Annotated in this window: 18 protein-coding genes and 5 tRNA genes; 13 read left to right on the plus strand and 10 right to left on the minus strand. The window is 63.5% G+C overall.

The genetic code is table 11. The features are described from left to right. Positions 1-23: 23 nt before the first annotated feature. The 8 genes from ACT89O_RS09180 to hpnC form a co-directional block, all read right to left on the minus strand. Positions 24-707: a response regulator gene (locus tag ACT89O_RS09180; protein ID WP_063463203.1), complete on the minus strand. Its 684-nt coding sequence runs from the start codon at positions 705-707 to the stop codon at positions 24-26. 157 nt (positions 708-864) lie between these two features. Beyond that, positions 865-1,878: a Bug family tripartite tricarboxylate transporter substrate binding protein gene (locus tag ACT89O_RS09185; RefSeq protein ID WP_487262414.1), complete on the minus strand. Its 1,014-nt coding sequence runs from the start codon at positions 1,876-1,878 to the stop codon at positions 865-867. Between the two features lie 120 nt (positions 1,879-1,998). Beyond that, positions 1,999-3,303 (minus strand): hydroxysqualene dehydroxylase HpnE, encoded by a 1,305-nt coding sequence (hpnE, locus tag ACT89O_RS09190; RefSeq protein ID WP_487262415.1) that lies wholly within the window; start codon positions 3,301-3,303, stop codon positions 1,999-2,001. A 16-nt stretch (positions 3,304-3,319) separates the two neighbouring features. Beyond that, the gene (gene hpnD / locus ACT89O_RS09195; protein WP_487262416.1) at positions 3,320-4,162 is read right to left on the minus strand and encodes a presqualene diphosphate synthase HpnD; all 843 of its coding nucleotides are present in this window, start codon (positions 4,160-4,162) and stop codon (positions 3,320-3,322) included. Between the two features lie 120 nt (positions 4,163-4,282). After that, positions 4,283-5,179 carry an amino acid ABC transporter substrate-binding protein gene (locus ACT89O_RS09200; RefSeq protein ID WP_487262417.1) on the minus strand — a complete coding sequence of 299 codons (897 nt, stop codon included), beginning with the start codon at positions 5,177-5,179 and terminating at the stop codon, positions 4,283-4,285. Between the two features lie 117 nt (positions 5,180-5,296). Next, entirely contained in the window at positions 5,297-6,706 is a 1,410-nt protein-coding gene (locus tag ACT89O_RS09205) for an L-serine ammonia-lyase (protein WP_487262418.1), read from the minus strand. 13 nt (positions 6,707-6,719) lie between these two features. Next, positions 6,720-7,472: a hypothetical protein gene (locus tag ACT89O_RS09210; RefSeq protein ID WP_487262419.1), complete on the minus strand. Its 753-nt coding sequence runs from the start codon at positions 7,470-7,472 to the stop codon at positions 6,720-6,722. Positions 7,473-7,790: 318 nt separating this feature from the next. Further along, positions 7,791-8,726, minus strand: a complete 936-nt coding sequence (gene hpnC / locus ACT89O_RS09215; RefSeq protein ID WP_487262420.1) for a squalene synthase HpnC — start codon at positions 8,724-8,726, stop codon at positions 7,791-7,793. Between the two features lie 207 nt (positions 8,727-8,933). Here hpnC and ACT89O_RS09220 point away from each other — a divergent pair, with 207 nt between their 5' ends. From ACT89O_RS09220 to ACT89O_RS09280, 13 genes are all read left to right on the plus strand, one after another. Beyond that, positions 8,934-10,142: an efflux RND transporter periplasmic adaptor subunit gene (locus ACT89O_RS09220; protein WP_055399499.1), complete on the plus strand. Its 1,209-nt coding sequence runs from the start codon at positions 8,934-8,936 to the stop codon at positions 10,140-10,142. Between the two features lie 8 nt (positions 10,143-10,150). After that, positions 10,151-13,333 carry an efflux RND transporter permease subunit gene (locus ACT89O_RS09225; RefSeq protein ID WP_487256505.1) on the plus strand — a complete coding sequence of 1,061 codons (3,183 nt, stop codon included), beginning with the start codon at positions 10,151-10,153 and terminating at the stop codon, positions 13,331-13,333. Between the two features lie 94 nt (positions 13,334-13,427). Beyond that, positions 13,428-13,514: transfer RNA gene (locus tag ACT89O_RS09230), tRNA-Leu, on the plus strand. A 75-nt stretch (positions 13,515-13,589) separates the two neighbouring features. Continuing rightward, positions 13,590-14,903 carry a trigger factor gene (gene tig, locus ACT89O_RS09235; RefSeq protein WP_055399519.1) on the plus strand — a complete coding sequence of 438 codons (1,314 nt, stop codon included), beginning with the start codon at positions 13,590-13,592 and terminating at the stop codon, positions 14,901-14,903. Between the two features lie 127 nt (positions 14,904-15,030). After that, positions 15,031-15,639, plus strand: coding sequence for an ATP-dependent Clp endopeptidase proteolytic subunit ClpP (gene clpP, locus ACT89O_RS09240; protein WP_055399521.1), 609 nt, complete (start codon positions 15,031-15,033; stop codon positions 15,637-15,639). Positions 15,640-15,741: 102 nt separating this feature from the next. Then, the gene (gene clpX / locus ACT89O_RS09245) at positions 15,742-17,007 is read left to right on the plus strand and encodes an ATP-dependent Clp protease ATP-binding subunit ClpX (protein ID WP_010460566.1); all 1,266 of its coding nucleotides are present in this window, start codon (positions 15,742-15,744) and stop codon (positions 17,005-17,007) included. A 188-nt stretch (positions 17,008-17,195) separates the two neighbouring features. Further along, positions 17,196-19,628 (plus strand): endopeptidase La, encoded by a 2,433-nt coding sequence (lon, locus tag ACT89O_RS09250; protein WP_055399523.1) that lies wholly within the window; start codon positions 17,196-17,198, stop codon positions 19,626-19,628. 86 nt (positions 19,629-19,714) lie between these two features. Further along, positions 19,715-19,790, plus strand: a tRNA-Gly gene (locus tag ACT89O_RS09255). Positions 19,791-19,848: 58 nt separating this feature from the next. Continuing rightward, positions 19,849-19,922: transfer RNA gene (locus ACT89O_RS09260), tRNA-Cys, on the plus strand. Positions 19,923-20,104: 182 nt separating this feature from the next. Further along, positions 20,105-20,180, plus strand: a tRNA-Gly gene (locus ACT89O_RS09265). A gap of 156 nt (positions 20,181-20,336) precedes the next feature. Next, positions 20,337-20,429 (plus strand) — tRNA-Leu (locus tag ACT89O_RS09270). 243 nt (positions 20,430-20,672) lie between these two features. Next, the gene (locus tag ACT89O_RS09275) at positions 20,673-21,311 is read left to right on the plus strand and encodes a DUF6806 family protein (RefSeq protein ID WP_426307409.1); all 639 of its coding nucleotides are present in this window, start codon (positions 20,673-20,675) and stop codon (positions 21,309-21,311) included. A gap of 163 nt (positions 21,312-21,474) precedes the next feature. Then, entirely contained in the window at positions 21,475-22,011 is a 537-nt protein-coding gene (locus tag ACT89O_RS09280; RefSeq protein WP_487262421.1) for a M48 metallopeptidase family protein, read from the plus strand. Positions 22,012-22,095: 84 nt separating this feature from the next. On the opposite strand, the gene murI is transcribed toward ACT89O_RS09280, so the two are convergent. Together murI and ACT89O_RS09290 are read right to left on the minus strand one after the other, a co-directional pair. Then, positions 22,096-22,965: a glutamate racemase gene (murI, locus tag ACT89O_RS09285; protein ID WP_487262422.1), complete on the minus strand. Its 870-nt coding sequence runs from the start codon at positions 22,963-22,965 to the stop codon at positions 22,096-22,098. A 168-nt stretch (positions 22,966-23,133) separates the two neighbouring features. Further along, positions 23,134-24,720 carry a fumarate hydratase gene (locus tag ACT89O_RS09290; protein WP_121419600.1) on the minus strand — a complete coding sequence of 529 codons (1,587 nt, stop codon included), beginning with the start codon at positions 24,718-24,720 and terminating at the stop codon, positions 23,134-23,136. Positions 24,721-24,847: the final 127 nt, after the last annotated feature.

Here is a 24,847-nt window from a genome sequence, read left to right on the forward strand (position 1 = left end):
CAGGGGGGAAGACGCGCAGCGTCTCAGGGGGGAGCCACATCATTTGCTTCGAGCGCGTAGCCCAGGCCGCGCAGGGTGGTGATGCGCACACCGCTGCCATCGAGCCGCTTGCGCAGGCGGTGCACAAAAACTTCCACGGCTTCGGGGTGCACGTCCTCGTCGTCAGAGAACACGCGGTCCAGGATCTGCTGCTTGGAAAACGGCTCGCCGCTGCGCTGCACCAGCACGCGCAGCACGGCGTGCTCGCGCGGCGACAGGGCCAGGGGCTCGCCGTGCAGCGTGAACTGCTTGCGCGGGTTGTCGTACACCAGCGCGCCGCAGGCCAGGCGCGGGTGTTCGTTGCCGCGTGCGCGGCGCACCAGGGCGTGCAGGCGGGCCTCCAGCTCGGCCAGCTCGAAAGGCTTGGCCAGAAAGTCGTCAGCCCCCGCGTTGAGCGAGCGAACGCGTTCATCGAGCGAATCGCGGGCCGTCAGGATCAGCGCGGGCAGGCGCTGGTCGCGGTCGCGCAGGCGCTGCAGCACGGCCTGGCCATCCAGCCCGGGCAGGCCCAGGTCCAGCACCAGCGCATCGTAGTTGTCGTGCTGCTGCAGCGCACGGTCGGCCAGGCGCCCATCGTTCACCCATTCCACCTGAATGCCCGCATGCTCCAGCGCGCGGCTGAGCCAGGTGCCCAGGTTGTGGTCGTCTTCTGCCAGGAGGATGCGCATGGGGGGATGCTAATGCCGTTGTGCCGTGGCCCGGCCCGCCAGCAGGCTGTTGAAACTGGCGCGCCCCCAAAGCCAGTGCCACCGTGGAGCGGGCTTTGCCCTGCCACCGGTGGCGTCCCCCACGGGGGAAGACGCGAAGCGGCTCAGGGGGGCTTCTCTAGTCCGGCTTGATCTGTGCGCGCTTGATGACTTTCTGCCAGCGCGCCTGCTCCGCCGCAATGAACTGTGCAAACTGCGCGGGCGTGCCGCCGATGGCTTCGGCGGCGTCGCCGTTCAGGCGCTTGAGGGCTTCGGGTGCCTTGACGGCCTTCATGGTTTCGGCTGCCAGCTTGTCCAGGTGTTCCTTGGGCAGGCTCGCGGGGGCCAGCATGCCGTACCACTGCGTCATCTCGAAGCCGGGGAAGCCCTGTTCGGCCACGGTGGCCACGTCGGGCAGCTGCGGCAGGCGCTGCGTGGAGCCGGTGGCGATGCAGCGCACCTTGCCGGACTTGATGAACGGAAGCAGGGCCGCAGCGCCCACCGAAGCGGCGTCAAGGCGGCCCGAGAGCAGGTCGGTCATCATGGGGCCGGTGCCCCGGTAGGGCACGTGCAGCATGAAGATCTCGGCGGTCATCTTGAGGTATTCAAACGCGAGGTGGCCCGCGCTTCCGTTGCCTGCCGAGCCGTAGCTGAGCTTGCCCGGGTTCTTCTTGGCGTAGGCGATGAACTCCTTGAGGTTCTTGGCAGGCACGTCGGGGTGCACCACGTACAGGCTGGGCACCTTGGCCAGCAGGCTCACGGGCTTGAAGTCCTTGTTGGCGTCGTAGGGAAGTTTGTCAAAGATGTAGGGGTTGACGGCCAGCGTGCCGATGTGGCCCAGGATGAGGGTGTGCTGGTCTTCGGCGCGGGCGACTTCCTGCATGGCGATGTTGCCTGCGGCGCCGGGTTTGTTGTCCACAAACACGCTCTGGCCCAGGGTCTTGCTCAGCTCGGCCGCTGTGGAACGCGCCACGATTTCGGAGCTGCCGCCCGGTGCAAAGGGCACGACGAAGCGGATGGACTTGGCGGGCCATGCGGTCTGGGCCGACGCAGCGGCGGGCAGCAGGCCGCCCAGGGCCAGGGCGCTGCCTGCGCCCAGCAGGTGGCGGCGGGTGGGGTGGAAGGCGGGGGAAATGTCGTTGTCGAACAGCATGGGTGTCTCCGTAAAAGCCATTGCGGCGTTGCCGGGCGTATGGTGTGCGCAGCGTGCTTTCGGAATGCTGTCAGTCGGCCTGGGGTTTACCCGATACACCCCGCGCCGACGGAGCGAGGATTACGCCAGTGCCGCTACTGCCGTGCCGCTCAGCACGGCCCCTTCCAGTGTGGCGGGGTAGGGGCCGTCCACATAGTCCCCGCAGGCCGTCAGCCCCGGCAGCACCTGCATGCCGGGCCGTTGCAGGCCGGGGGTGCAGGCAAAGGTGGCTCGTTTCTCGACCACGGTCCGTACAGGCTGCAGGCCGGGCAGGCCCAGCTGCACGGCGGCCTGCTGCAGCACCTGCTGCTCGATCAAGGCGCGGTCCCCATCACTGGCACTCACCACAAAGGCCAGCAGCCCGTGCTGGCCGTCGAGCTGGCCCCGGTCGAACACAAACTGCGCCGGGTGGGCAGCGGTGTTGCGCAGCGCCAGCATGGGCTGGGGCAGGTGGGCGCCCGGGGCGTGGGCATAGACGGTGGTGATGGCCTCAAACCGCAGGGCGCTTGTGGTGGCGCTCCAGCGGGCTGCACTGGCCAGGCCCGCAGTGCCTGCCAGGCCTTCGACCAGGCGGCTAGCCTCCCAGGACGGGCAGGCCAGGGTGACGTGGTCGAACGCTCCGGGTTCTTCGGTGCCGTTGGCGGCCACGACCGGCTGCCAACGCCCGCCGGGCAACGGCTGCAGGCGCTGAATGCGCTGGCCGGTGAGGACCTGGCTGCCTTGCTGCTGCAGCCAGCGCGCAGCGGCTTCGGGAAAGAGGGCGCCTAAGTCCGCACGTGGCAGCAATAGGTTGGAGCCGCCGCGCCCGCTGAACAGGCTGTCCTGCAGCACGCGCAGAAACACCTGGCCGCTGGCCTGGTTGGCGGGGGTGTTGAGGGCCGACACACACAGCGGGTCGATGAACTCGGCCATGAGCCGGGGTGTGAGCGGCGCGCACAGCGTGGCCACCGATGTGGCGGGCGCGCAGCGAAAGCCGCGCAGCTGCCAGGCCGTGGCTGTGCGCAGCAGTGCCAGCTTGTCGCGCCAGCCCCAGCCCTTGGCGCGGGCAATGCCCAGCAGCGCATCGAGCGGCGGTGGCAGGTCAGGCAGTTGCAGGCCCTGGCCATCAGGGAATTGCAGCGTGAGCGGCAGGCGCAGCAGGGCGGTATCGATGTCCACGCCCACCAGTCGCATCAGGCGCAGGCTTTCGAAGTAGGCGCCGATCAGGATGTGCTGGCCGTTGTCGAGCGTGGCGGGCGTGCCATCGGGCAGCGCGCCCGGCACGGCGCGCGCCCGGCCGCCCACGGTGCGCGCGGCCTCGAACACGGTGACCTGGCGGCCTGCCTGCGCATGGGCGATGGCGGCGGCCATGCCGGCCCAGCCTGCGCCGATGACGGCGACCTTCATGGACGCGGGCCCACGGCTAAGACATCCGGCCCAGGGCTTGCACCTTCCACGCCAGCCAGAACTTGCGCAGCGGCGTGAGGCGGATGCGCTGGTGCAGCACCTGGAAGTTCTCGTGCTCGATCTCGCGCAGCAGGGTGCGGTAGATGTTGGCCATCATCAGGCCGGGCTTCTGGGCGCGGCGGTCGGCATCGGGCAGCAGGGCGAAGGCCTCGTCGTACAGCCGGTGCGCGCGCTCGGCCTGAAAGCGCATCAGCGCCGTGAAGCGGTCGGAGTAGGTGCGCTTCAAGATCTCATGTGCCTTCACATCAAACTGCTGCAGTTCGTTCACCGGCAGGTAGATGCGTCCCAGCATCGCGTCTTCGCCCACGTCGCGGATGATATTGGTGAGCTGGAAGGCCAGGCCCAGCTTGTGGGCGTATTCGGTGGTGCGCGGGTCGGTCTGGCCGAAGATGCGTGCGGCGACTTCGCCCACGATGCCCGCCACCAGGTGGCAGTAGCCCTTGAGGCCGGCAAAGTCGAGGTAGCGGGTCTGCTCCAGGTCCATCTGGCAGCCGTCGATCACGGCCTGCAGGTGGCGTTGTGCAATGCCATAGTCGGCGGCCAGCGGCATCAGTGCCAGCATCACGGGGTGGGTGGGCTGGCCCGCATAGGCCTTGGCCACCTCGGCCTGCCACCAGGCGAGCTTGGTGCGCGCCACGCCAGGGTCGGAGACTTCGTCCACCACATCGTCCACTTCGCGGCAGAAGGCATAAAACGCCGTGATCGCGGCGCGGCGCGGGGCCGGCAGGAACAGGAAGGCGTAGTAGAAGCTGCTGCCTGAGGCCACGGCTTTTTGCTGTACGTATTGCTGTGGGGTCATGGGGCGCGATTGTCCCATGGCGGACATGGCCCGCGAATGCAACCTGGCAGCTGGTGGAGGCCGCAGTTCCCCAGTTTTGCCTGCCTGTTCTGCGGCAGTTCTGCGGCAGGCCGAAGGGCATCAAAAGGCGATCTGTTCCACGCCCACGTCGCTGGGCCGCTTGAGCGCTTCGCGCATGAAGACGCTCATGGGGAGCGTGCCTTGGTCCGAGTGGAACCACTTTTTGTAGAGAGCCGCCATCTCCCCGGTCTGGATCAGGCGGCGGGTGACTTGGTCTACCAGCTCCTTGAAACGAGGGTCTTGCCTGCGCAGGCCAATGCTGTAGGGCTCTACCGAAAGGCGCTTTTCCAGAAACTGGTAGTCCCCCATGGCCTTGCCCAGCCGGGTCATGGGGCTCCACAGGCCTGCATCGTCTGCAAAAACCGCATCTGCCTCCCTGCGCGTGAGTGCATCCAGTCCCTGGGTGGTGCTGTCTACCGGCACGTAGATGAATTTGCGGTGGTAGGTGCGTTCGTTCGTGGCCAGCAGGCCGTCATTGGTGGTTTTCCGTTCGACGGCAATGCGTTTGCCGTTCAGATCGTCCACCGTCTTGATGCCCGAGTCCTTGCGCACGAGGAACGCAGTGGTGGCGATGAAGATGTGGTGGCTGAAGGCGACTTCCTTCTGGCGCTCCAGGGTGTTGGTGGTCGTGCCGCATTCCAGGTCCACTACGTTGTTTTTCAGGTCCGCAAGGCGGTTCTTGCCGTCTACCAGTACATAGGTCAGGCGCAGGTCGGGGCGCTTGAGTTCCTTCTTGAGCTCCTCGTAAATCTTGGTGCAGATATCAACGCTGTAGCCACGCACCTGCCCAGTGGCTGGGTCTTTGTAGGAGAAGGGGTGGGATGCCTCGCGGTGCCCCAGTCGCAATTCGCCGGTCTTGGCAATGTGGGTCAGGGTGTCTTGCGCCCAGGCGCCAGGGGACATCCAGGACAGGGGAAGGATCAGTAGCAGGGCTCGCAGCGCAGAGAAGAGGTGCATAGGAAACGGAAAAGGTGACGGGGCCATGCATGCCAGGCGTCGCAGGAAGCGCGCGAGGCTGCACGCCGCGCATTGTGCTGCGGCACCTGCTGTTGTGTCACATTGGCGACAGGTTTGTCAGCATTCCACAACATTCACCGCCAGCCCGCCACGCGATGTCTCCTTGTATTTGACCTTCATGTCCGCGCCGGTCTGCATCATGGTCTTGATGACCTTGTCGAGCGAGACCACATGCTGGCCGTCGCCACGCAGCGCCATGCGGGCGGCGTTGATGGCCTTGATGGCGCCCATGGCGTTGCGTTCGATGCAGGGGATCTGCACCAGGCCGCCCACGGGGTCGCAGGTCATGCCCAGGTTGTGCTCCATGCCGATCTCGGCGGCGTTCTCGATCTGCTCGGGGGTGCCCCCCATCACCGCAGCCAGCGCGCCTGCTGCCATGGAGCAGGCCACGCCCACTTCGCCCTGGCAGCCCACTTCGGCTCCCGAGAGCGATGCGTTTTCCTTGTAAATGATGCCGATGGCGCCTGCCGTGAGCAAAAAGGTGGCAATGCCGTCGTCGTTGGCCGGGATGGGGCCTTGCAGGAAGTTGACGTAGTAATGCAGTACGGCGGGGATCACGCCTGCAGCGCCGTTGGTGGGCGCCGTCACCACGCGGCCTCCGGCGGCGTTTTCTTCGTTGACGGCCATGGCATAGAGGTTCACCCAGTCGAGCATCGAGAGGGGATCGCGCAGTGCGGCCTCGGGCTGCGTGCTGAGCTTGTGGTGCAGCTCGGCCGCGCGGCGGCGCACGTGCATGGGGCCAGGCAACGTACCGGTGCTGGCGCAGCCGCGCTGCACGGCACCGGCCATGGTCTTCCAGATGGCCATGAGCTGGCGGCGCACCTCGGAGGCGCTGCGCCAGTGTTGCTCATTGGCCGCCATGAGCTGGGCGGGGGTGAGGCCGGTGGCCTGGCACTGGGCCAGCAGCTCGGCCCCGGTGCGGAAGGGGTGGGGCAGGCCTTGGGCATGGCCGGCCGCATCGGGCCCAGCGGTGGCGGCGCTGTTGAGTACACGCTCGCCCGCCGCGTCGATCACAAAACCGCCACCCACCGAGTAGTACTCACGCGCCGCAATCTCGTTGCCCTGCGCGTCGAACGCGTGAAACGCCATGCCGTTGGGGTGCAGCGGCAGGCTTTTGCGGCGAAACAGCAGGTGCTCTTTTTCGACAAACGGCACCATATGCTCGCCCAGCAGCTCCAGCGTTTGCCGGATGCGGATGTCGGCAATGGCAGGCTGGATCTGGTCCGGGTCGATGTGGTCGGGCTCGTGCCCGGCCAGGCCCAGCAGCACGGCCTTGTCGGTGCCGTGGCCCACGCCGGTGGCCGACAGCGAGCCGAAGAGTTCTACGGTGACGTGGTGCACGGCGGCCAGGCCCAGTGTGTCACGCACATGGCAGGCAAACTGCCGCGCCGCAATCATGGGGCCCACGGTGTGGGAGCTGGACGGGCCGACGCCAATCTTGAAGAGGTCGAAAACGCTGACGGACATGGTGAAAAGGTTCTCAGGAGCGGCGCAGTGGTTTGGCCGATGGGTGGGGGCGGACTGGCGGCCGGGTAGGCTGCGACAGGTGCGATTTCAGGGCATAGGTGGCCACGATCAGTGCCAGCCAGCCCAGCAGGACATCCCAGAACCCCATGACCAGCCACACGGGCGCCAGCAAGGGGCCTGCGAGGGGAAGGACGTACAGGGAGAGGCGGGGCGTCCAGAAGCCGGGGGCTCTCATGCAGGGGGATGAGAAGGGGTCGAAGGTGCCGGGCGAGCAGCCCAGGCTTTCAAGGATGGCGCGCGCGGTCTGGTTGCCCACGATGGGCAGGCTCAGCGCAAAAATGAACACGATGAAGCCCGCCAGCAACAGCCAGAACAGGCCGACCACACCCCAGCGCAGTACGTCTGCTGGGGTGGCGTTGCTGCGGCGCGGCAGCCAGCGCTGCAGCAGGTCCGCTGTTGCGGCCGGGTGGCGGTCAGCCCAGCGTGCGGCATACAGCGCCAGCCCCCACGCCAGCAGCAGCGCCCAGAAGTTGCGCACCAGCACGAAGGGGTAGTCCACGATGCTGCCTGCCGACAGAAAAGGCATCAGCCGCAGCCCGATGGCATTGGTCAGCCACGTGCAGGTGCCCAGCGTGGGGTTGGTGTGGGGTTGGCAGTGCAGCACATCCAGCACCCGCTCCGCCGCCACGCCCCCGACGATGGAAAACACTAGGCAAAAAAGGATGAGCCCCCACTGCAGGGTCTTGAATAGATGTCTGGCGGTCAACGGTGGGCCCTCCTGGCAAGCCACGGGTAGTGGCTTGCGGACATTGTTGTCTTTGTTGTTGTGTTCCGGAACGGGTAAGTCCCGGGCGGCTGGCCGCAGTGGGCGCAAGACTAGCGCGCTGTAAAGGCGGCGCCATGCGCGCTATCCCTGCCCCGCCCAGGGTCCGCCCGCCGCCGTCCCCCCGGCGTAGGCGGCTAGTTGCTCATAAAATGATAGCTTAAAAGGCAATATGGATGGGCGGTGGGAGCGATTTCTGCCTCAAATTCATGGACAGAGCAAGCACCGATGTCAGCGCGCCTTGTGGCCCATGAATCTTTCTTACATCACCAGCGCGCGGCCCAGCATCACGCACCAATCCCACGCATGCAGGCGTGGACGGGTGTGCAGGCTGCCGCCTTTGAGGGCGTCCACCTTGTCCAGAATGCGCAGGCCGCCTTGCACCACCAGGCGCAGCTCCCACCCGGCGCGGCCGGGCAGGCGGTGCACCAAGGGGGCGCCTATTTGCATGCTGGCGCGGGCCCAGCGGGCGCAATCGGTTATGAGGCGCACGTTCTCGGGGGTACTTCTGAGTGCCAGCAGTTCGGCCTGGCAGGCGCGATGGGCGGCGCAGTCGGCGCGGGGCAGGTAGTGGCGCCCTCGGGGGATGTCCACGGAGAGGTCCTGCCAGAAGTTGATGAGCTGCAGCGCGGTGCAGATGGCATCGCTTTCTTGCAGCGCCTGGGCGTCTGTTACGCCGTACAGGTGCAGCAGCAGCCGGCCCACGGGGTTGGCGGAGCGGCGGCAGTAGTCCAGCAGCTCGGCGCGGTCGGCATAGCCCTCGGCATCACGGGTTTTTTCAACATCCTGGGCAAAGGCGCTGAGCAGGTCTTCCAGCAGTGGTACAGGCAGCTGGTGGCTATGCAACACCGCTTGCAGCGGCAAGAACACGCTGGCCCAGCGGGGCGAGGGCGGCTGGCCTTGGGCGACGGCCATCAGGTCGGCATGGTAGGCGGCCAGGTCGGCCAGGCGGTCTGCGGCGGGGGCGTCCCCTTCGTCGGCAATGTCGTCAGCGGTGCGGGCAAAGCCGTAGATGGCGGCAATGGGCTGGCGCAGGTGCGGTGGGCACAGCAGGGACGCGACCGGGAAGTTCTCGTAGTGCGTGACAGGAGCGGCCAGGGTGGCAGACGCATGGTGTGGAGCAGTCTGGAGCGGCTGTGGCGCGGAAGTTGCAGAGGACGCCACTTCAGGCTGGGGAGGGAGGGATCGGTCGTTCACACCCTGGATTGTCGCTTGACAATGCCAAGGGCTTCTCATAGATTACTAACCGGTCAGTCAGTAATCAAAAAACCAATTCAATCAGGGACAAGGAGGCTGGCCGGTAACTGCTACTGCAGTTCCGTTTTCAGCGCAGGCATTCGTGCCTGCGTTTTGCGTGCAGCCCCTGCAACTCCTTGTAGCCCTTCTCTATTCACCGGATTTCCCATGCGCACATCCTCCGCTTCGCGGCCTTTTCAACGGCACTGCCGGACCTTGCTGATGGTGGCCGCCGCTGCTTTGCTGGCCGCCTGTTCCCGCCCCGCGCCGCCCGAAGAGCCGGTGCGCTCCGTCAAGTTGCTGACGGTGGGGGTGGGTGCGCTGCAGTCCAGCCTGGAGTATTCGGGTGAGGTGCGGGCGCGCGTGGAGTCGCGCTTGGGGTTCCGCGTGGCGGGCAAGATCGTGCAGCGCCAGGCCGAACTGGGCCAGCGTGTGCGGGCCGGACAGGTGCTGGCCCAGCTGGATCCCAAGGATTACCAACTGGCCACCGACGCCGCGCGCGCACAGTTGGCATCGGCCACCACGCAGCGTGATCTGGCCGCTGCCGACTACAAGCGCTACCAAGCCCTGAAGGACCAGAACTTCATCAGCGGCGCCGAGCTGGAGCGCCGCGACGCGACGCTGAAAGCCGCCCAGGCCACGCTGGACCAGGCCCGCGCGCAGCTGTCATCGCAAGGCAACCAGGCGGCCTACACCACGCTGGTGGCCGACGTGGCGGGCGTTGTCACTGGCATTGACGCCGAGCCTGGCCAGGTGGTGTCGGCCGGAACGCCTGTGGTGCGCATTGCGCAGGATGGCCCCCGCGATGTGGTGTTTGCGGTGCCGGAGGACAAGGTGGGGCAGATCACCCCAGGCTCAGAAGTGGCGGTGCGCGGCTGGTCCGGTGGCGCCAACCTGACGGGCCGCGTGCGGGAAGTGGCCGCCAGTGCCGACGCCGCCACGCGCACTTACCAAATCAAGGTGGCCATCGACGGTGCCGATGCGCCTGCGCTGGGCTCCACCGTGTACGTCACGCCCAAGGCGCTCAGCCATGCGGGCATTCCGGCCATCAAGCTGCCCACCAGTGCGCTGCGCCAGGAGGGGCAGTCCACGGCGGTGTGGGTGTATGACGCGGCCAGCAGCACGGTGAAGTCGCAGGTGGTGCAGATTGCCACGGCCGATGGCAACGAGGCCGTGGTGGCTGCGGGTCTAGCCCCCGGCATGCAGGTGGTGGCCACGGGTGTGCATGTGCTCTCGCCTGGGCAGAAAGTGCTGATTTATCAGCCAAAAACGGCCTCAGCGCCCGCCAGTAAAGCGCAGACAGCTACCAATCCAGTAGCAATGCCTGCCGCGCCTGCTGCCACAGCAGCGGCACCCGCAGCTTCCACAGCCAACTGAGGCCGGCCATGACGCAAGTACAACCCAAAGAGGGGTTCAACCTCTCCAAGTGGGCGCTCGACCATCCCGCCCTCACGCGCTACCTGATGGTGGTGCTGATGCTGCTGGGGTTTGCCGCCTATTTCCAGCTGGGGCAGGACGAGGACCCGCCGTTCACCTTCCGTGCCATGGTGGTGCGTACCTACTGGCCGGGCGCCACGGCGCAGCAGGTGGCCGAGCAGGTCACTGACAAGATCGAGCGCACGCTGCAAGAGGTGCCCTACGCCGACAAGATCCGCAGTTATTCGAAGCCCGGCGAGTCGCAGATCATCTTTCAGATCAAGGATTCGTCCAAGGCGAGCGAGGTGGCCAACGTCTGGTACAGCGTGCGCAAGAAGGTGGGCGACATGCGCTACACCTTGCCGCAGGGCATCCAGGGCCCGTTCTTCAACGACGACTTTGGCGATGTGTATGGCGTGATCTACGCGCTGGAGTCCGAGGGCTTCAGCTACGCCGAACTCAAGCAGTTTGCCGATGACGCACGCCAGCAGCTGCTGCGTGTGCCCGATGTCGCCAAGGTTGAGCTGTTTGGCGTGCAAGACGAAAAACTGTTCATCGAAATCTCGCAAAAACGCCTGTCGCAACTGGGCCTGGACATGAACCAGGTGCTGGCCCAGCTGGGCCAGCAAAACGCCGTGGAGAGCGCCGGAGCTATTCAGACCCCGCAAGACCAGGTGCAGGTGCGGGTGCAGGGTCAGTTCAACGCCATTGAAGACCTGCGCGCCATGCCGATCCGTGGCCCGTCGGGCGCACAACTGCGCCTGGGCGATATCGCCGAGGTCAAGCGCGGCTATGTGGACCCGGCCACCGTGAAGGTGCGTCACCAGGGGCAGGAAGTGATTGCGCTGGGCGTCTCCATGGCCAAGGGCGGCGACATCATTGCGCTGGGCAAGGCGCTGCATGCCGCCACCGACCGCATCGGCGGCACGCTGCCAGCGGGGGTGAAGCTCGTTAACGTGCAAGACCAGCCCAAGGCGGTGGCCACCTCGGTGAATGAATTCGTCAAGGTGCTGATCGAGGCCGTGGTCATCGTGCTGGCGGTAAGCTTCATCGCGCTGGGCCTGCACAAGCGCCCCGGCAAGAACCCGCTATGGAAGCGCTGGTACATCGATCCGCGCCCGGGGCTGGTGGTGGGCATCACCATTCCGCTGGTGCTTGCCGTGACCTTCCTGGCCATGTGGTACTGGGGCATCGGCCTGCACAAGATATCGCTGGGCTCGCTCATCATCGCACTGGGCCTGCTGGTGGATGACGCGATCATTGCGGTCGAAATGATGGTGCTCAAGCTTGAAGAGGGCTACGACAAGGTGCGTGCCGCTACCTTTGCCTATGAGATCACGGCCATGCCGATGCTGACGGGCACGCTGATCACGGCGGCGGGCTTTTTGCCCATCGGCCTGGCCAAGTCCACTACGGGCGAATACACCTTCGCCATTTTTGCGGTCACCGTGATCGCGCTGGTGCTCAGCTGGTTCGTGTCGGTGTACTTTGTGCCGTACCTGGGCACGCTACTGCTCAAGGTGCCCCCGCATGTGCTGGCTGCCCAGGCCAACAAGGGCATCACCGACGATCCGCACGAAGTGTTTGACAGCCCGTTCTACCGCACTTTCCGCCGCCTGGTGGACTGGTGTGTCTTGCACCGCTGGATCACCATCGGCGCCACGGTACTGACCTTTGCGCTGGGCATTGTGGGCATGGGCAAGGTGCAGCAGCAGTTCTTCCCCGATTCGAGCCGGCCTGAAATTCTGGTGGACATCTGGTTCCCCGAGGGCACCTCATTTGCAGGCAATGAAGAAGTGACCAAACGTGTGGAGCAGCGCTTGCTCTCTGAACCTGGTGTCAGTTCTGTCAGCACCTGGGTCGGTTCCGGCGTGCCGCGTTTCTATTTGCCGCTGGATCAGGTGTTTCCCCAGAGCAACGTGTCGCAGTTCATCGTTCTGCCCCAGGATCTGAAGGTGCGTGAGTCCCTGCGCGTGAAGTTGCCTGCGCTGCTGGCTGAGGAGTTCCCGGAGGTGCGTGGTCGCGTCAAGCTGCTGCCCAATGGACCGCCGGTGCCTTACCCCGTGCAGTTCCGCGTGGTGGGGCCTGATCCGCTGGTGCTGCGTGAGCGCGCCGATGAAGTGAAAGCCCAGCTGCGCAAGAACCCGGACATGCGCGGTGTGAATGACAACTGGAACGAGTCTGTGAAGGTGCTGCGTCTGGAAGTGGACCAGGCCAAGGCGCGCGCTCTGGGTGTCACCAGCCAGTCGATTGCCCAGGCGTCCAAGACTATCCTGTCGGGTACGCAGGTGGGCCAGTACCGCGAGGGTGACAAGCTCATCGACATTCTGCTGCGCCAGCCGCTGGACGAGCGCAACGCCATCACCGACATCGCCAACGCCTACCTGCCCACGGCCTCGGGCAAGTCGATCCCGCTCACGCAGATCGCAAAGCCGGTCTTCACCTGGGAGCCCGGTGTGATGTGGCGCGAGAACCGCGACTACGCCATCACCGTGCAGGGGGACGTGACTGAGGGGCTGCAGGGGGCCACCGTGACGGCGCAATTGCTGCCCGGTCTGCGCGCCATCGAGGCCAAGTGGCGCGAGGCCGGGCAGGGCGGCTATCGCATCGAGGTGGCGGGCGCCGTGGAGGAAAGCTCCAAGGGAACCAGCTCCATCGTTGCTGGCGTTCCCATCATGCTGTTCCTTGTGTTTACGCTGCTCATGCTGCAGTTGCAAAGCTTTAGTCGTGCGTTCCTTGTTTACATCACCGGGTTCCTTGGGATCGCTGGTGTTTCGGGCGCGCTGCTGCTGCTCAACCGCCCGTTCGGCTTCGTGGCGCTGCTCGGCGTGATCGCGCTGATGGGCATGATCCAGCGCAATTCTGTGATCCTGATCGACCAGATCGAGCAGGACCGCGCGCGGGGCGTGCCTGCGTGGGATGCGATTGTCGAATCTGCCGTGCGCCGCCTGCGTCCTATCGTGCTGACGGCTGCGGCTGCGGTGCTGGCCATGATCCCGCTGTCACGCAGCGTGTTCTGGGGGCCGATGGCTGTGGCCATCATGGGCGGACTGGTGGTGGCCACCGTGCTGACGCTGCTGGCGCTGCCCGCGATGTATGCCGCGTGGTTCCGTGTGAAAAGGCCTGCGCCGGAGGTCCTTGGAGGGGTTTGATTCCCACCCTGCCCGCATCAGGGTAAAATAGAAGGTTGACCGATTTCACACAGGCGGCAGCTGAGGTTGCCGCCTGTTTGTTTGTTGTAGAACCGCGCGGGTGGCGAAATTGGTAGACGCACCAGGTTTAGGTCCTGACGCCAGCAATGGTGTGGGGGTTCGAGTCCCCCCCCGCGCACCACCCATGTGAGACTTTGCGGAACACGGCGCTGCTGCGCTGCAGCCAGCACGATCCACATTCATAAGAGGAATAGCCATGGCCGTTACTGTTGAAACCCTTGAGAAGCTCGAGCGCAAGATTACGCTGAGCGTGCCCGTCACCCTGATCCAGTCCGAAGTCGACACGCGCCTCAAGCGCCTGGCCCGCACGGTCAAGATGGACGGTTTCCGTCCCGGCAAGGTGCCCATGAACGTGGTGGCCCAGCGTTACGGCTACTCGGTGCAGTACGAAGTGCTGAACGACAAGGTGGGTGAAGCCTTTGCCGTGGCAGCCAACGAAGCCAACCTGCGTGTTGCTGGCCAGCCCCGCATCACCGAAAAGGAAGGCGCTCCTGAAGGCCAGGTCACTTTCGATGCCATTTTCGAAGTGTTCCCAGAAGTCAAGATTGCCGATCTGTCTGATGCCGAAGTCGAAAAGCTGTCGGCTGAAGTGACGGACGCCGCCATCGACAAGACCATCGACATCCTGCGCAAGCAGCGCCGCAGCTTCGCCCAGCGCGCCATGGATGCTGCTGCGCAAGACGGCGACCGCGTGACGGTCGATTTCGAAGGCAAGATCGATGGCGAGCCGTTTGAAGGCGGCAAGGCCGAAGACTTCCAGTTCCTGGTGGGCGAAGGCCAGATGCTCAAGGAGTTCGAAGACGCCGTGCGTGGCATGAAGTCTGGCGAAAGCAAGACCTTCCCCCTGGCATTCCCTGCGGAGTACCACGGCAAGGATGTGGCTGGCAAGACCGCTGACTTCCTGGTGACCATCAAGAAGATCGAAGCTGCCCACCTGCCCGAAGTGAACGATGCCCTGGCCAAGTCGCTCGGTATTGCCGATGGCTCCGTGGAAGGCCTGCGCGCCGACATCAAGAAGAACCTGGAGCGTGAAGTCAAGTTCCGTCTGCTGGCCCGCAACAAGCAAGCCGTGATGGACGCCCTGGTGGCCAAGGCTGAGCTGGACCTGCCCAACTCCAGCGTGCAAGCTGAAATCGCCCGCCTGCTGGAAGGTGCCCGCGCTGAACTCAAGCAACGCGGCATCAAGGACGCCGACAAGGCCGAGATCCCTGAAGACGTGTTCCGCCCCCAGGCTGAGCGCCGCGTGCGCCTGGGCCTGGTGCTGGCCGAGCTGGTGCGTGCCAATGAGCTGCAGGCCAAGCCCGAACAGCTCAAGGCCCACATCGATGAGCTGGCTGCCAGCTACGAGAAGCCCGAAGACGTGGTGCGCTGGTACTTCGGCGACCGCCAGCGCCTGGCGGAAGTCGAAGCCGTTGTGATCGAAAACAACGTGACCGAGTTTGTGCTGTCCAAGGCCAAGGTGGTCGAGAAGGCCGTGTCGTTTGACGAACTGATGGCCCAGCAAGGCTGATAGGCTGTCGACTGGGCGGCTTGTTATCGAATTGCCCGGTTGTTGCCGTTACATACAGGGGCTTGTGCTTTCGTGCACAAGCCCCAATTCATTTCTGGGTACAGTACCTGCTTGTCTGGAGAAAAACATGAGCGCATTGGAAACACAAGGCCTGGGCATGGTTCCCATGGTCATCGAGCAGTCGGGCCGTGGCGAACGGTCCTACGACATCTACTCGCGCCTGCTCAAGGAGCGCGTGATTTTTCTGGTGGGTCCGGTCAACGACCAGACCGCCAACCTGGTGGTGGCTCAGCTGCTGTTCCTGGAGAGTGAAAACCCCGACAAAGACATTTCGTTCTACATCAACTCCCCAGGTGGCTCGGTAAGCGCCGGCATGGCGATCTTTGACACCATGAACTTCATCAAGCCTGATGTCTCGACCCTGTGCACCGGCATGGCCGCCAGCATGGGCGCCTTCCTGCTGGCCGCAGGAGCCAAGGGCAAGCGTTTTGCGCTACCCAACTCCAAGGTCATGATCCACCAGCCTCTGGGCGGCATGCAGGGCCAGGCAACCGAGATTGAGATCCACGCCCGCGAAATCCTCAAGACCCGCGAGCAGCTCAACAAGATCCTTGCCGAGCGCACAGGCCAGCCGCTGGAAAAGATCCAGCGCGACACCGAGCGTGACTATTTCCTGTCGGCTGATGAGTCCAAGGAATACGGTTTGGTCGATCAGGTGATCAGCAAGCGCTCCTGATAGCCAGAGGGTCAAACAGCGGCGTTTTCCTTTGGGGAAGACGCCGTTTTTTATTTGGTTATCATCCCGACAACTTTCCGTAACAAGCAAGGCATTGCCCCCATGGCCGAGAAAAAAGGCTCTTCCAGCGAAAAAACCCTTTACTGCTCTTTCTGCGGCAAAAGCCAGCATGAAGTGAAGAAGCTGATCGCCGGTCCGTCGGTCTTTATCTGCGACGAGTGCATTGACCTGTGCAACGAGATCATTCGCGATGAGCTCCCGGCTGGCGACCTGGCGCGCGAAGGCCGCAGTGACCTGCCCACCCCCGTAGAGATCAAGACCAACCTCGACAACTATGTGATTGGTCAGGACGTGGCCAAGCGCACGCTGGCGGTGGCGGTGTACAACCACTACAAGCGCCTGCGCCACAAGGACAAGGCCCACAAAGACGATGTGGAGCTGTCCAAGAGCAACATTTTGCTGATTGGGCCCACGGGTTCGGGCAAGACGCTGCTGGCGCAGACCCTGGCGCGCATGCTGGACGTTCCCTTTGTGATGGCCGACGCCACCACGCTGACGGAAGCCGGTTATGTGGGCGAAGATGTGGAGAACATCGTCCAGAAGCTGCTGCAAAGCTGCAACTATGAGGTGGAGCGCGCGCAGCGCGGCATCGTCTACATCGACGAGATCGACAAGATCTCGCGCAAGTCGGACAACCCCAGCATCACGCGTGACGTTTCGGGCGAGGGCGTCCAGCAGGCGCTGCTCAAGCTCATCGAAGGCACGATGGCCAGCGTGCCGCCGCAGGGCGGACGCAAGCACCCGAATCAGGACTTCCTGCAGATCGACACGACCAACATTCTGTTTATCTGTGGCGGTGCGTTTGCGGGACTGGAGAAGGTCATCGAGAACCGCACCGAAGCGTCGGGCATCGGGTTTGGCGCATCGGTCAAGAGCAAGAAGCAGCGTTCGCTGACAGAGGTGTTCACCGAGATCGAACCCGAAGATCTGATCAAGTTCGGCCTGATTCCTGAGCTCGTGGGGCGCATGCCCGTGGTGACGGCTCTGGCTGAACTCAGCGAGGATGCTCTGGTGCAGATCCTGACGGAGCCCAAGAACGCGCTGGTCAAGCAATACAGCAAGCTCCTGGCCATGGAAGGTGTGGACCTCGAAATCCGTCCTGCCGCGCTTAAGGCCATTGCTCGCAAGGCCTTGGCCCGCAAGACCGGAGCCCGCGGCCTGCGCTCAATCCTGGAGCAATCGCTGATTGGCACGATGTTCGACTTGCCCAATACAAGCAACGTTGAAAAAGTGGTGGTGGACGAGTCCACCATCGAAGAAAACAAGCCGCCGCTGCTCGTTTATCGCGAAGCGGCCAAGAAGGCCTGAGAAGGCGTGAAGGAGTCTGCGATGCCCGCATGGACACGCCGGAATCCTTCACACCGTCTGAGATGACCGGAGCGGGCGCCTTGGTGTCGCCCATTGAACCATCAACCCTTGTGCCAGCGCGGCTTGCGCGTAAGGGTTGAAAATCCCCACATGTGGACCCATTTCCACAGAGCACTTTGAGGATTTCCATGTCCGGACATACCCCCCTGCCAGCCACCCCTATCGATCTACCGCTGTTGCCTTTGCGTGACGTGGTGGTGTTTCCCCACATGGTCATCCCGCTTTTTGTGGGGCGTCCCAAGAGCATTAAGGCGCTTGAGTTGGCCATGGAGGCCGACCGTCGCATCATGCTTGTGGCACAGAAAGCTGCAGCCAAGGACGAGCCTTCGGTGTCGGACATGTTCGATGTCGGCTGCGTCTCCACCATCCTGCAGATGCTCAAGTTGCCTGACGGCACCGTGAAGGTGCTGGTCGAAGGCCAGCAGCGCGCTCTGGTGACGTCCATCGAGGACGCTGAGACCCATTTCACGGCCACCGTCACGCCGGTAGAAGCCACACCCGAGGCCAACAAGCCTAGCGAGATTGAAGCGCTGCGCCGTGCTGTGATGCAGCAGTTTGACCAGTACGTCAAACTCAACAAAAAAATTCCCCCGGAGATCCTCACATCGATCTCCAGCATCGACGATCCAGGCCGTCTGGCCGACACCATCGCCGCGCACCTGCCGCTCAAGCTCGAGAACAAGCAGGTGGTGCTGGACCTGTCGGATGTGAAGGCGCGCCTTGAAAACCTGTTCGAGCAGCTTGACCGCGAGGTGGACATCCTCAACGTGGACAAGAAGATCCGTGGGCGTGTGAAGCGCCAGATGGAGAAGAACCAGCGCGACTTCTACTTGAACGAGCAGGTCAAGGCCATCCAGAAGGAGTTGGGCGAAGGGGATGAAGGCGCGGACATCGAGGAGATCGAGAAAAAGATCAAGCTCGCCAAGATGCCTGCCGAGGCGCGCAAGAAGGCTGATGCAGAACTCAAGAAGCTCAAGCTGATGTCGCCCATGTCGGCCGAGGCCACCGTGGTGCGTAACTACATTGACGTGCTCACCGCACTCCCCTGGAGCAAGAAGACCAAGATCAAGCACGATCTGGTCAATGCCGAAGGCGTGCTCAACGAAGACCACTTTGGCCTGGACAAGGTAAAGGACCGCATCCTTGAATATCTTGCGGTGCAGCAGCGCGTGGACAAGGTGAAGGCTCCCATCCTGTGCCTGGTGGGGCCACCGGGCGTGGGCAAGACCTCGTTGGGGCAATCCATTGCCAAGGCCACGGGCCGCAAGTACGTGCGCATGGCCTTGGGTGGCATGCGCGACGAAGCTGAAATCCGTGGGCACCGCCGCACGTACATCGGCGCGCTGCCTGGCAAGGTGCTGCAGAGCCTGTCGAAGGTGGGCACGCGCAATCCGCTGTTCCTGCTGGACGAGATCGACAAGCTGGGCACGGACTTCCGAGGCGACCCGTCGAGCGCGCTGCTGGAGGTGCTGGACCCCGAGCAGAACCACACTTTTGGCGATCACTACGTCGAAGTGGACTTCGACCTGAGCGACGTGATGTTCGTCGCCACGTCGAACTCGATGAACATTCCGCCGGCCCTGCTCGACCGCATGGAAGTGATCCGCCTGTCGGGTTACACCGAGGACGAGAAGACCAGCATCGCCATGAAGTACTTGCTGCCCAAGCAGCTCAAGAACAATGGCGTGAAGGACGAAGAACTGCTGATCACCGAGCCCGCCGTGCGCGACATGGTGCGTTACTACACGCGGGAAGCCGGCGTACGTTCGCTGGAGCGCGAGTTGTCCAAGATCTGCCGCAAGGTGGTCAAGGGTCTGCAGCTCAAGAAGCTCGAACCCCAGGTCGTTGTCACCGCCGACAACCTGCCTGACTTCCTGGGCGTGCGCAAGTACACCTACGGTCGTGCCGAGGCGCAGAACCAAGTGGGTCAGGTGGTCGGTCTGGCCTGGACCGAGGTGGGTGGCGATCTGCTGACCATCGAAGCCGCCGCCATGCCCGGCAAGGGTGTGATCACGCGCACCGGTTCTTTGGGTGATGTGATGAAGGAGTCGGTGGAGGCTGCCCGCACGGTGGTGCGCAGCCGCTCGCGCATTCTGGGCATCAAGGACGAAGCGTTTGAGAAGCGCGACATCCACATCCATGTGCCAGACGGGGCAACCCCTAAGGATGGTCCGAGTGCGGGCGCTGCGATGACGACGGCGTTTGTTTCGGCCCTCACGGGTATTCCCGTGCGCGGCGATGTTGCCATGACCGGTGAGATCACGTTGCGCGGTGAAGTTACCGCCATTGGTGGACTCAAGGAAAAGCTGCTGGCGGCTCTGCGCGGCGGCATCAAGACGGTGCTGATCCCCGAAGAGAACGTCAAAGATCTGGCCGAGATTCCTGACAACGTGAAGAGTGGGCTGGAGATCGTGCCGGTGCGCTGGATCGACAAGGTGCTGGAAGTGGCCTTGGAAACCAAGCCTGTGCCCCTGACGGATGAGGAAGTGGCGGTCGTGGCAGCGCCCTCGACGGACAAGGCCGTTGCAGCGTCGTCCGCGACAGATGGCCTGAAACATTGACGCAAATTTTTTTGAGAACCCCAAAAAATGCGCTACAATTCATCCCATCGCAGCAAACGTTGTACAATGTGAGGCTTCGGTAAAATGCGGGAATAGCTCAGTTGGTAGAGCGCAACCTTGCCAAGGTTGAGGTCGAGAGTTCGAGACTCTTTTCCCGCTCCAATTTCCACAAAAAGGGAAGCAAATGCTTCCCTTTTTTGTCAGAGAAATGTGAATTTCTGGCGCGGTAGCAAAGCGGTTATGCCCCGGATTGCAAATCCGGTTAGTCCGGTTCGACTCCGGACCGCGCCTCCAGATACGGTCTGTGTCTTGATGTCTGAAGATCTTCTGTGATCGTCGTAATCAAGATGACTGTTGAAGGATGGATGGTGATTGGTTGATTTTTTGGTTTGCAATCGAATAGAGCCAAAAAATAGCGATATAATTTGAGGCTTGCTGATTAGCTCTGATGGAAACGTCGGGTGCAGTAGGCGAATGCGGGAATAGCTCAGTTGGTAGAGCGCAACCTTGCCAAGGTTGAGGTCGAGAGTTCGAGACTCTTTTCCCGCTCCATATTTGTAAGGGAAGCTTCGGCTTCCCTTTTTTCTTGGTGGTGCAAGGCGGGCGGCTCGGCAGGGCGTCGGCCCTGTGACCAGAGATACGACAGGGCATTGCGCGCATGCGCTGCCCGGGTTACGCTGCGACGCAGGAGTGCGTTGGGCAGCCGGCGCCCCGATGGTGAAATTGGTAGACACTGCGGACTTAAAATCCGCCGCTTTCCTGAAAAGGGGCGTGCCGGTTCGACCCCGGCTCGGGGCACCACGAAGAGCCTGTTCAATGTCCTTTTGGAGATCGCATTGGAGTGCAATCGGGAAGAGTGGATGCGCTGGCTGCGCAGTATGGGCTCATGCCCATGCAAGCAGCCGGGGCGTCCAGTCGCCCGATTTCACTCCAACCCTTTGGGCAAGTGCCTTGCCGGGCGGTATGCGCCGCGCCTAGCAGCCCATCCCGGTAAGGTACTTGTGCGACTCCAAAAAGACATTGAACAGGCTCTAGGATTCAATCATGTCAAGTTACAACGCTCCCTTCGAAATCCACGTCCACGGACAAGTCCAGCTTCGCGCTGATGCGAGCTTTGACCAACTCCAGGAGGCGCTCAAACCCCTGTGGAAGTACGCCGGAGCCCGCTCGCTGGCTGATGGCGCAGCCAGCGCCTACGAAGAAGAGCCCGGCATCAAATACGACGCGCAGGAACACTTGCTGCAGATGTGCTGGACGGTGCGGGGGGATGAAGACTTTCGCCAAGTTCTGGACGAAATGTGCATGAGCCTCAATGAGCTTGCCGAGCAAGGTGCTGCCATCGAAGTCACGTTCTACGACGCAGATTTCGACGAGGACGAGGAAGAGCAGGGTGCGGAGTCGCGCGACGATTTCGTCATGCTGTTTGTTGGCCCCACGCCCGCCGCCATCATGCAGGTGCAGCGTGATTTGCTGGTGCAGGACGTTGTCAACATGATGGAGCGCCACTTTGATGGTGCCGAACTGGGCGGCGTGGTGGCCGAGATCGACAAGCTGTTCAGCCAGCGCTTTGATGCACTGGTGAACTCGCTGGAGATCGGAAAACCGCCGCGTGGCCCTGGTGGGGGCGGCTCCGGCAGTGGTCATGGTGGCGGTGGTGGTCGCCGTCCGCGCCACCTGCACTGATTCTTTCATTCAACCTCACACTGGTGTCCCCGTGTGGGGTTGCCTTGCATGTGCTGGTGGCAACAGTTGATCGACAGGCTGTGGCAATGACTTGTGCCCGTGTGCGTTGTATTCAATGCGGTCCTGCGCAGTTCTGTGATCTCTTCGAACTGTCGTGCTTTCCATGACCTCTGATCTACCGTATCTGCGTTCCTATCCGGTGTCTTTGCAGGACCAGGCGCGTGATCTGCTTGCGCAGGGGCGGCTGGGGAGCATGTTGCAGCGCAAGTATCCCCAGGCCCATGCGGTGCGCAGCGACAAGGCGCTGTATGACTACGCGCAGGAACTCAAGGCGCGGTACCTGCGCAATGCGGGCACCGTCAACAAGGTCCTTTTTGACAACAAGATCCACGTGGTGCGCCATGCCTTGGGGTTGCACACGGCGGTCTCGCGCGTGCAGGGCAACCGGCTGGCGGCCAAGCATGAGATCCGAATTGCGTCGATGTTCAAACAGGCACCCGACGAGTTTCTGCGCATGATTGTGGTCCACGAGCTGGCCCATCTGCGTGAGAAGGACCACGGCAAGGCTTTTTACCAACTGTGTACCCACATGGAGCCGCAGTACCACCAATACGAGTTCGACCTGCGCCTGTACCTCACCCATGTGGAGCATGCGGGTGAACGGCTGTGGAGCGCTGCTGCTGAAACTAGTTCTGGGTAGAAGAAAAGTTGAACGCCACTTTGTTGATGGCACTTTGCAATTTGCGCTTGCTGGCAAAGCGCCAGGCCCTAAAACAGCGGTTGGTCAAGGCACAGACACCGTTTCACAGCAGTCTGCTGGCAAACCCAGCCAGCGCTCTGCAGCCGCCTGAAGCATGGCCAACGGCCCGCTGGTCAACAGGCGGATGCGTGGTGCATCCGTGGCCACGGCACCATCGGGCGCGGCCTGCAGCCCCGCCGTCTCCAGCAAGCGCCGCGTCTGGCGGGCGACGGGCTCACCGGTCTCGATGAACTGCACGCCCGGCCCGACCAGTGCGCGCAGCTCGTGCGCCACAAAGATGTAGTGCGTGCAGCCCAGTACCAGCGTGTCCATCTGCCCCGGGGCGGTGCCAAAACTACCCATGGCTTGGACATAACGCGCGCATAGCGCCCCGGTCTCCGTGGCATGGGCGGGGCTGCCTTGGTCGGCCACTGGCAGCGCCACACTGCGCTCGATGGCATGGGCCAGGCCGTCACAGGGTTGCACCACAAAATGCGCCTGATCAGCCAGCGAGGCCATGAGCTTGCCGAACTTCGCACTGGTCAGCGTGCCCCGGGTGCCGATCACGCCCACGTGGCCTGTCTTTGTCACCGCGAGGGCGGGCTTGATGGCGGGCTCCAGGCCCACGAGGGGTAATTCCGGGTGGCTGCTGCGCACTTCGTGGATGGCCGCTGCCGTGGCGGTATTGCAGGCTACCACCAGCGCCTTGATGTGGTGCTGCTCGCGCAGGTACTCGGTGATGGCGTGGGTGCGGGCGGCCACAAAGGCATCGCCGCGCTCGCCATAGGGGGCGTTGGCGCTGTCTGCCAGGTACACGAAACGTTCGTGGGGCATGGCGGCCAGCAGGGCGCGCAGCACGCTCAGCCCACCGACGCCACTGTCAAAAACACCGATGGGAGAAGAGGCCTGCGGCATCGAGGAACCAAGCTCTGGCAGTTGGAGGAAAGCGTGGATTGTAGGAAAGACGCAGCCTTCGTGCCGGAGTGGGCGAGCCCCAAGAAAAAACCGCCCGAAGGCGGTTGGGAGAGCGGTTACCCTGGTACCAGCGTCGAGTCTGCCGCCAGGGCGACGCCGAGTGGGGCCTCAGGCCGCGGCGACCCCGATGCCCTTGAATTCGCCCGAGGCAATGCGCTTTTGCCATTCGGCCGGGCCGGTGATGTGGGCGCTGGTGCCGCCGGCATCCACGGCCACGGTCACGGGCATGTCCACCACGTCAAATTCGTAGATGGCTTCCATGCCCAGGTCTTCAAAACCCACGACCTTGGCGGCCTTGATGGCCTTGGAGACCAGGTAGGCGGCGCCGCCCACGGCCATCAGGTAGGCGCTTTGGTGCTTCTTGATGGCCTCGATGGCGACCGGGCCGCGCTCGGCCTTGCCCACCATGGCGATCAGGCCGGTCTGGGCCAGCATCATTTCGGTGAAGCCGTCCATGCGTGTGGCGGTGGTGGGGCCTGCAGGGCCGACGGCTTCGCCCTTCACGGGGTCCACCGGGCCCACGTAATAGATGACGCGGTTGGTGAAGTCCACGGGCAGCTTCTCGCCCTTGGCCAGCATGTCCTGAATGCGCTTGTGCGCGGCATCGCGGCCCGTCAGCATCTTGCCGTTGAGCAGCAGCGTGTCGCCGGGCTTCCAGCTGGCGACTTCTTCCTTGGTCAGCGTGTCGAGGTTGACCTTCTTGCTCTTGTTGTAGTCGGGCGCCCAGTTCACGTTGGGCCACAGGTCCAGGCTCGGGGGCGTGAGGTAAACCGGGCCCGAGCCGTCCATCACGAAGTGCGCGTGGCGTGTGGCGGCGCAGTTGGGGATCATCGCAATCGGCTTGCTCGCCGCGTGCGTAGGGTACATCTTGATCTTGACGTCCAGCACCGTGGTCAGGCCGCCCAGGCCTTGTGCGCCAATGCCCAGGGCGTTGACCTTTTCAAACAGCTCCAGGCGCAGCTCTTCGACCTTGTCGAGCGCGGGGCCGCCGGTCTTGGCGGCTTCGGCCTTGGCCTGCAGTTCATACATGTCCAGGTCGTCCATCAGGCTTTCCTTGGCCATGAGCACGGCCTTTTCGGCCGTACCGCCAATGCCGATGCCCAGCATGCCAGGCGGGCACCAGCCAGCGCCCATGGTGGGTACGGTCTTGAGCACCCAGTCCACCACGTTGTCGCCGGGGTTGAGCATGTACATCTTGGACTTGTTCTCCGAGCCGCCGCCCTTGGCTGCCACGGTGATGTCCACGGTGTTGCCGGGCACGATCTCGGTGAAGATCACGGCAGGGGTGTTGTCCTTGGTGTTCTTGCGGGCGAACTGCGGGTCGGCCACGACCGAGGCGCGCAGCGTGTTGTCGGGGTGGTTGTAGCCCCGGCGCACGCCTTCGTTGATGGCGTCGTCCAGGCTGCGGGCCTTGCCATCGACGCCAGCATCGAAGCCATCCCAGCGCACGTCCATGCCCACTTTCAGGAAGACGTTGACGATGCCGGTGTCCTGGCAGATGGGGCGCTGGCCGGTGGCGCTCATCTTGCTGTTGGTCAGGATCTGGGCGATCGCATCCTTGGCCGCCGGGCTCTGCTCGCGCTCATAGGCACGGGCCAGGTGGGCGATGTAGTCGGTGGGGTGGTAGTAGCTGATGTACTGCAGCGCGGCAGCAATGGACTCGACGAGGTCGTCGTATTGGATTGTGGTGGTCATCGTGGTTCTGTCGTGAGGCGGGAACGAACGCATGCCGGGGCACGCAGCCCGCAATTATCCCACCCACCTGCTGACACGGCGCTGGCGCGGCCTTGGCGCAGACTACCTGTGGACAACGCGACTATCG

The sequence above is a fragment of the Acidovorax sp. NN32 genome (assembly GCF_057597245.1).

Excerpts from the sequence above, each read along its gene's own strand:
- hpnD (WP_487262416.1), bottom strand. The coding sequence starts at position 4,162 with ATGACCCCACAGCAATACGTACAGCAAAAAGCCGTGGCCTCAGGCAGC.
- ACT89O_RS09275 (WP_426307409.1), top strand. The coding sequence starts at position 20,673 with ATGTCAAGTTACAACGCTCCCTTCGAAATCCACGTCCACGGACAAGTC.
- ACT89O_RS09225 (WP_487256505.1), top strand. The coding sequence starts at position 10,151 with ATGACGCAAGTACAACCCAAAGAGGGGTTCAACCTCTCCAAGTGGGCG.
- ACT89O_RS09200 (WP_487262417.1), bottom strand. The coding sequence starts at position 5,179 with ATGCACCTCTTCTCTGCGCTGCGAGCCCTGCTACTGATCCTTCCCCTG.
- clpX (WP_010460566.1), top strand. The coding sequence starts at position 15,742 with ATGGCCGAGAAAAAAGGCTCTTCCAGCGAAAAAACCCTTTACTGCTCT.
- lon (WP_055399523.1), top strand. The coding sequence starts at position 17,196 with ATGTCCGGACATACCCCCCTGCCAGCCACCCCTATCGATCTACCGCTG.
- ACT89O_RS09220 (WP_055399499.1), top strand. The coding sequence starts at position 8,934 with ATGCGCACATCCTCCGCTTCGCGGCCTTTTCAACGGCACTGCCGGACC.
- tig (WP_055399519.1), top strand. The coding sequence starts at position 13,590 with ATGGCCGTTACTGTTGAAACCCTTGAGAAGCTCGAGCGCAAGATTACG.
- ACT89O_RS09180 (WP_063463203.1), bottom strand. The coding sequence starts at position 707 with ATGCGCATCCTCCTGGCAGAAGACGACCACAACCTGGGCACCTGGCTC.
- hpnE (WP_487262415.1), bottom strand. The coding sequence starts at position 3,303 with ATGAAGGTCGCCGTCATCGGCGCAGGCTGGGCCGGCATGGCCGCCGCC.
- ACT89O_RS09185 (WP_487262414.1), bottom strand. The coding sequence starts at position 1,878 with ATGCTGTTCGACAACGACATTTCCCCCGCCTTCCACCCCACCCGCCGC.
- ACT89O_RS09290 (WP_121419600.1), bottom strand. The coding sequence starts at position 24,720 with ATGACCACCACAATCCAATACGACGACCTCGTCGAGTCCATTGCTGCC.
- ACT89O_RS09280 (WP_487262421.1), top strand. The coding sequence starts at position 21,475 with ATGACCTCTGATCTACCGTATCTGCGTTCCTATCCGGTGTCTTTGCAG.
- clpP (WP_055399521.1), top strand. The coding sequence starts at position 15,031 with ATGAGCGCATTGGAAACACAAGGCCTGGGCATGGTTCCCATGGTCATC.
- ACT89O_RS09205 (WP_487262418.1), bottom strand. The coding sequence starts at position 6,706 with ATGTCCGTCAGCGTTTTCGACCTCTTCAAGATTGGCGTCGGCCCGTCC.
- murI (WP_487262422.1), bottom strand. The coding sequence starts at position 22,965 with ATGCCGCAGGCCTCTTCTCCCATCGGTGTTTTTGACAGTGGCGTCGGT.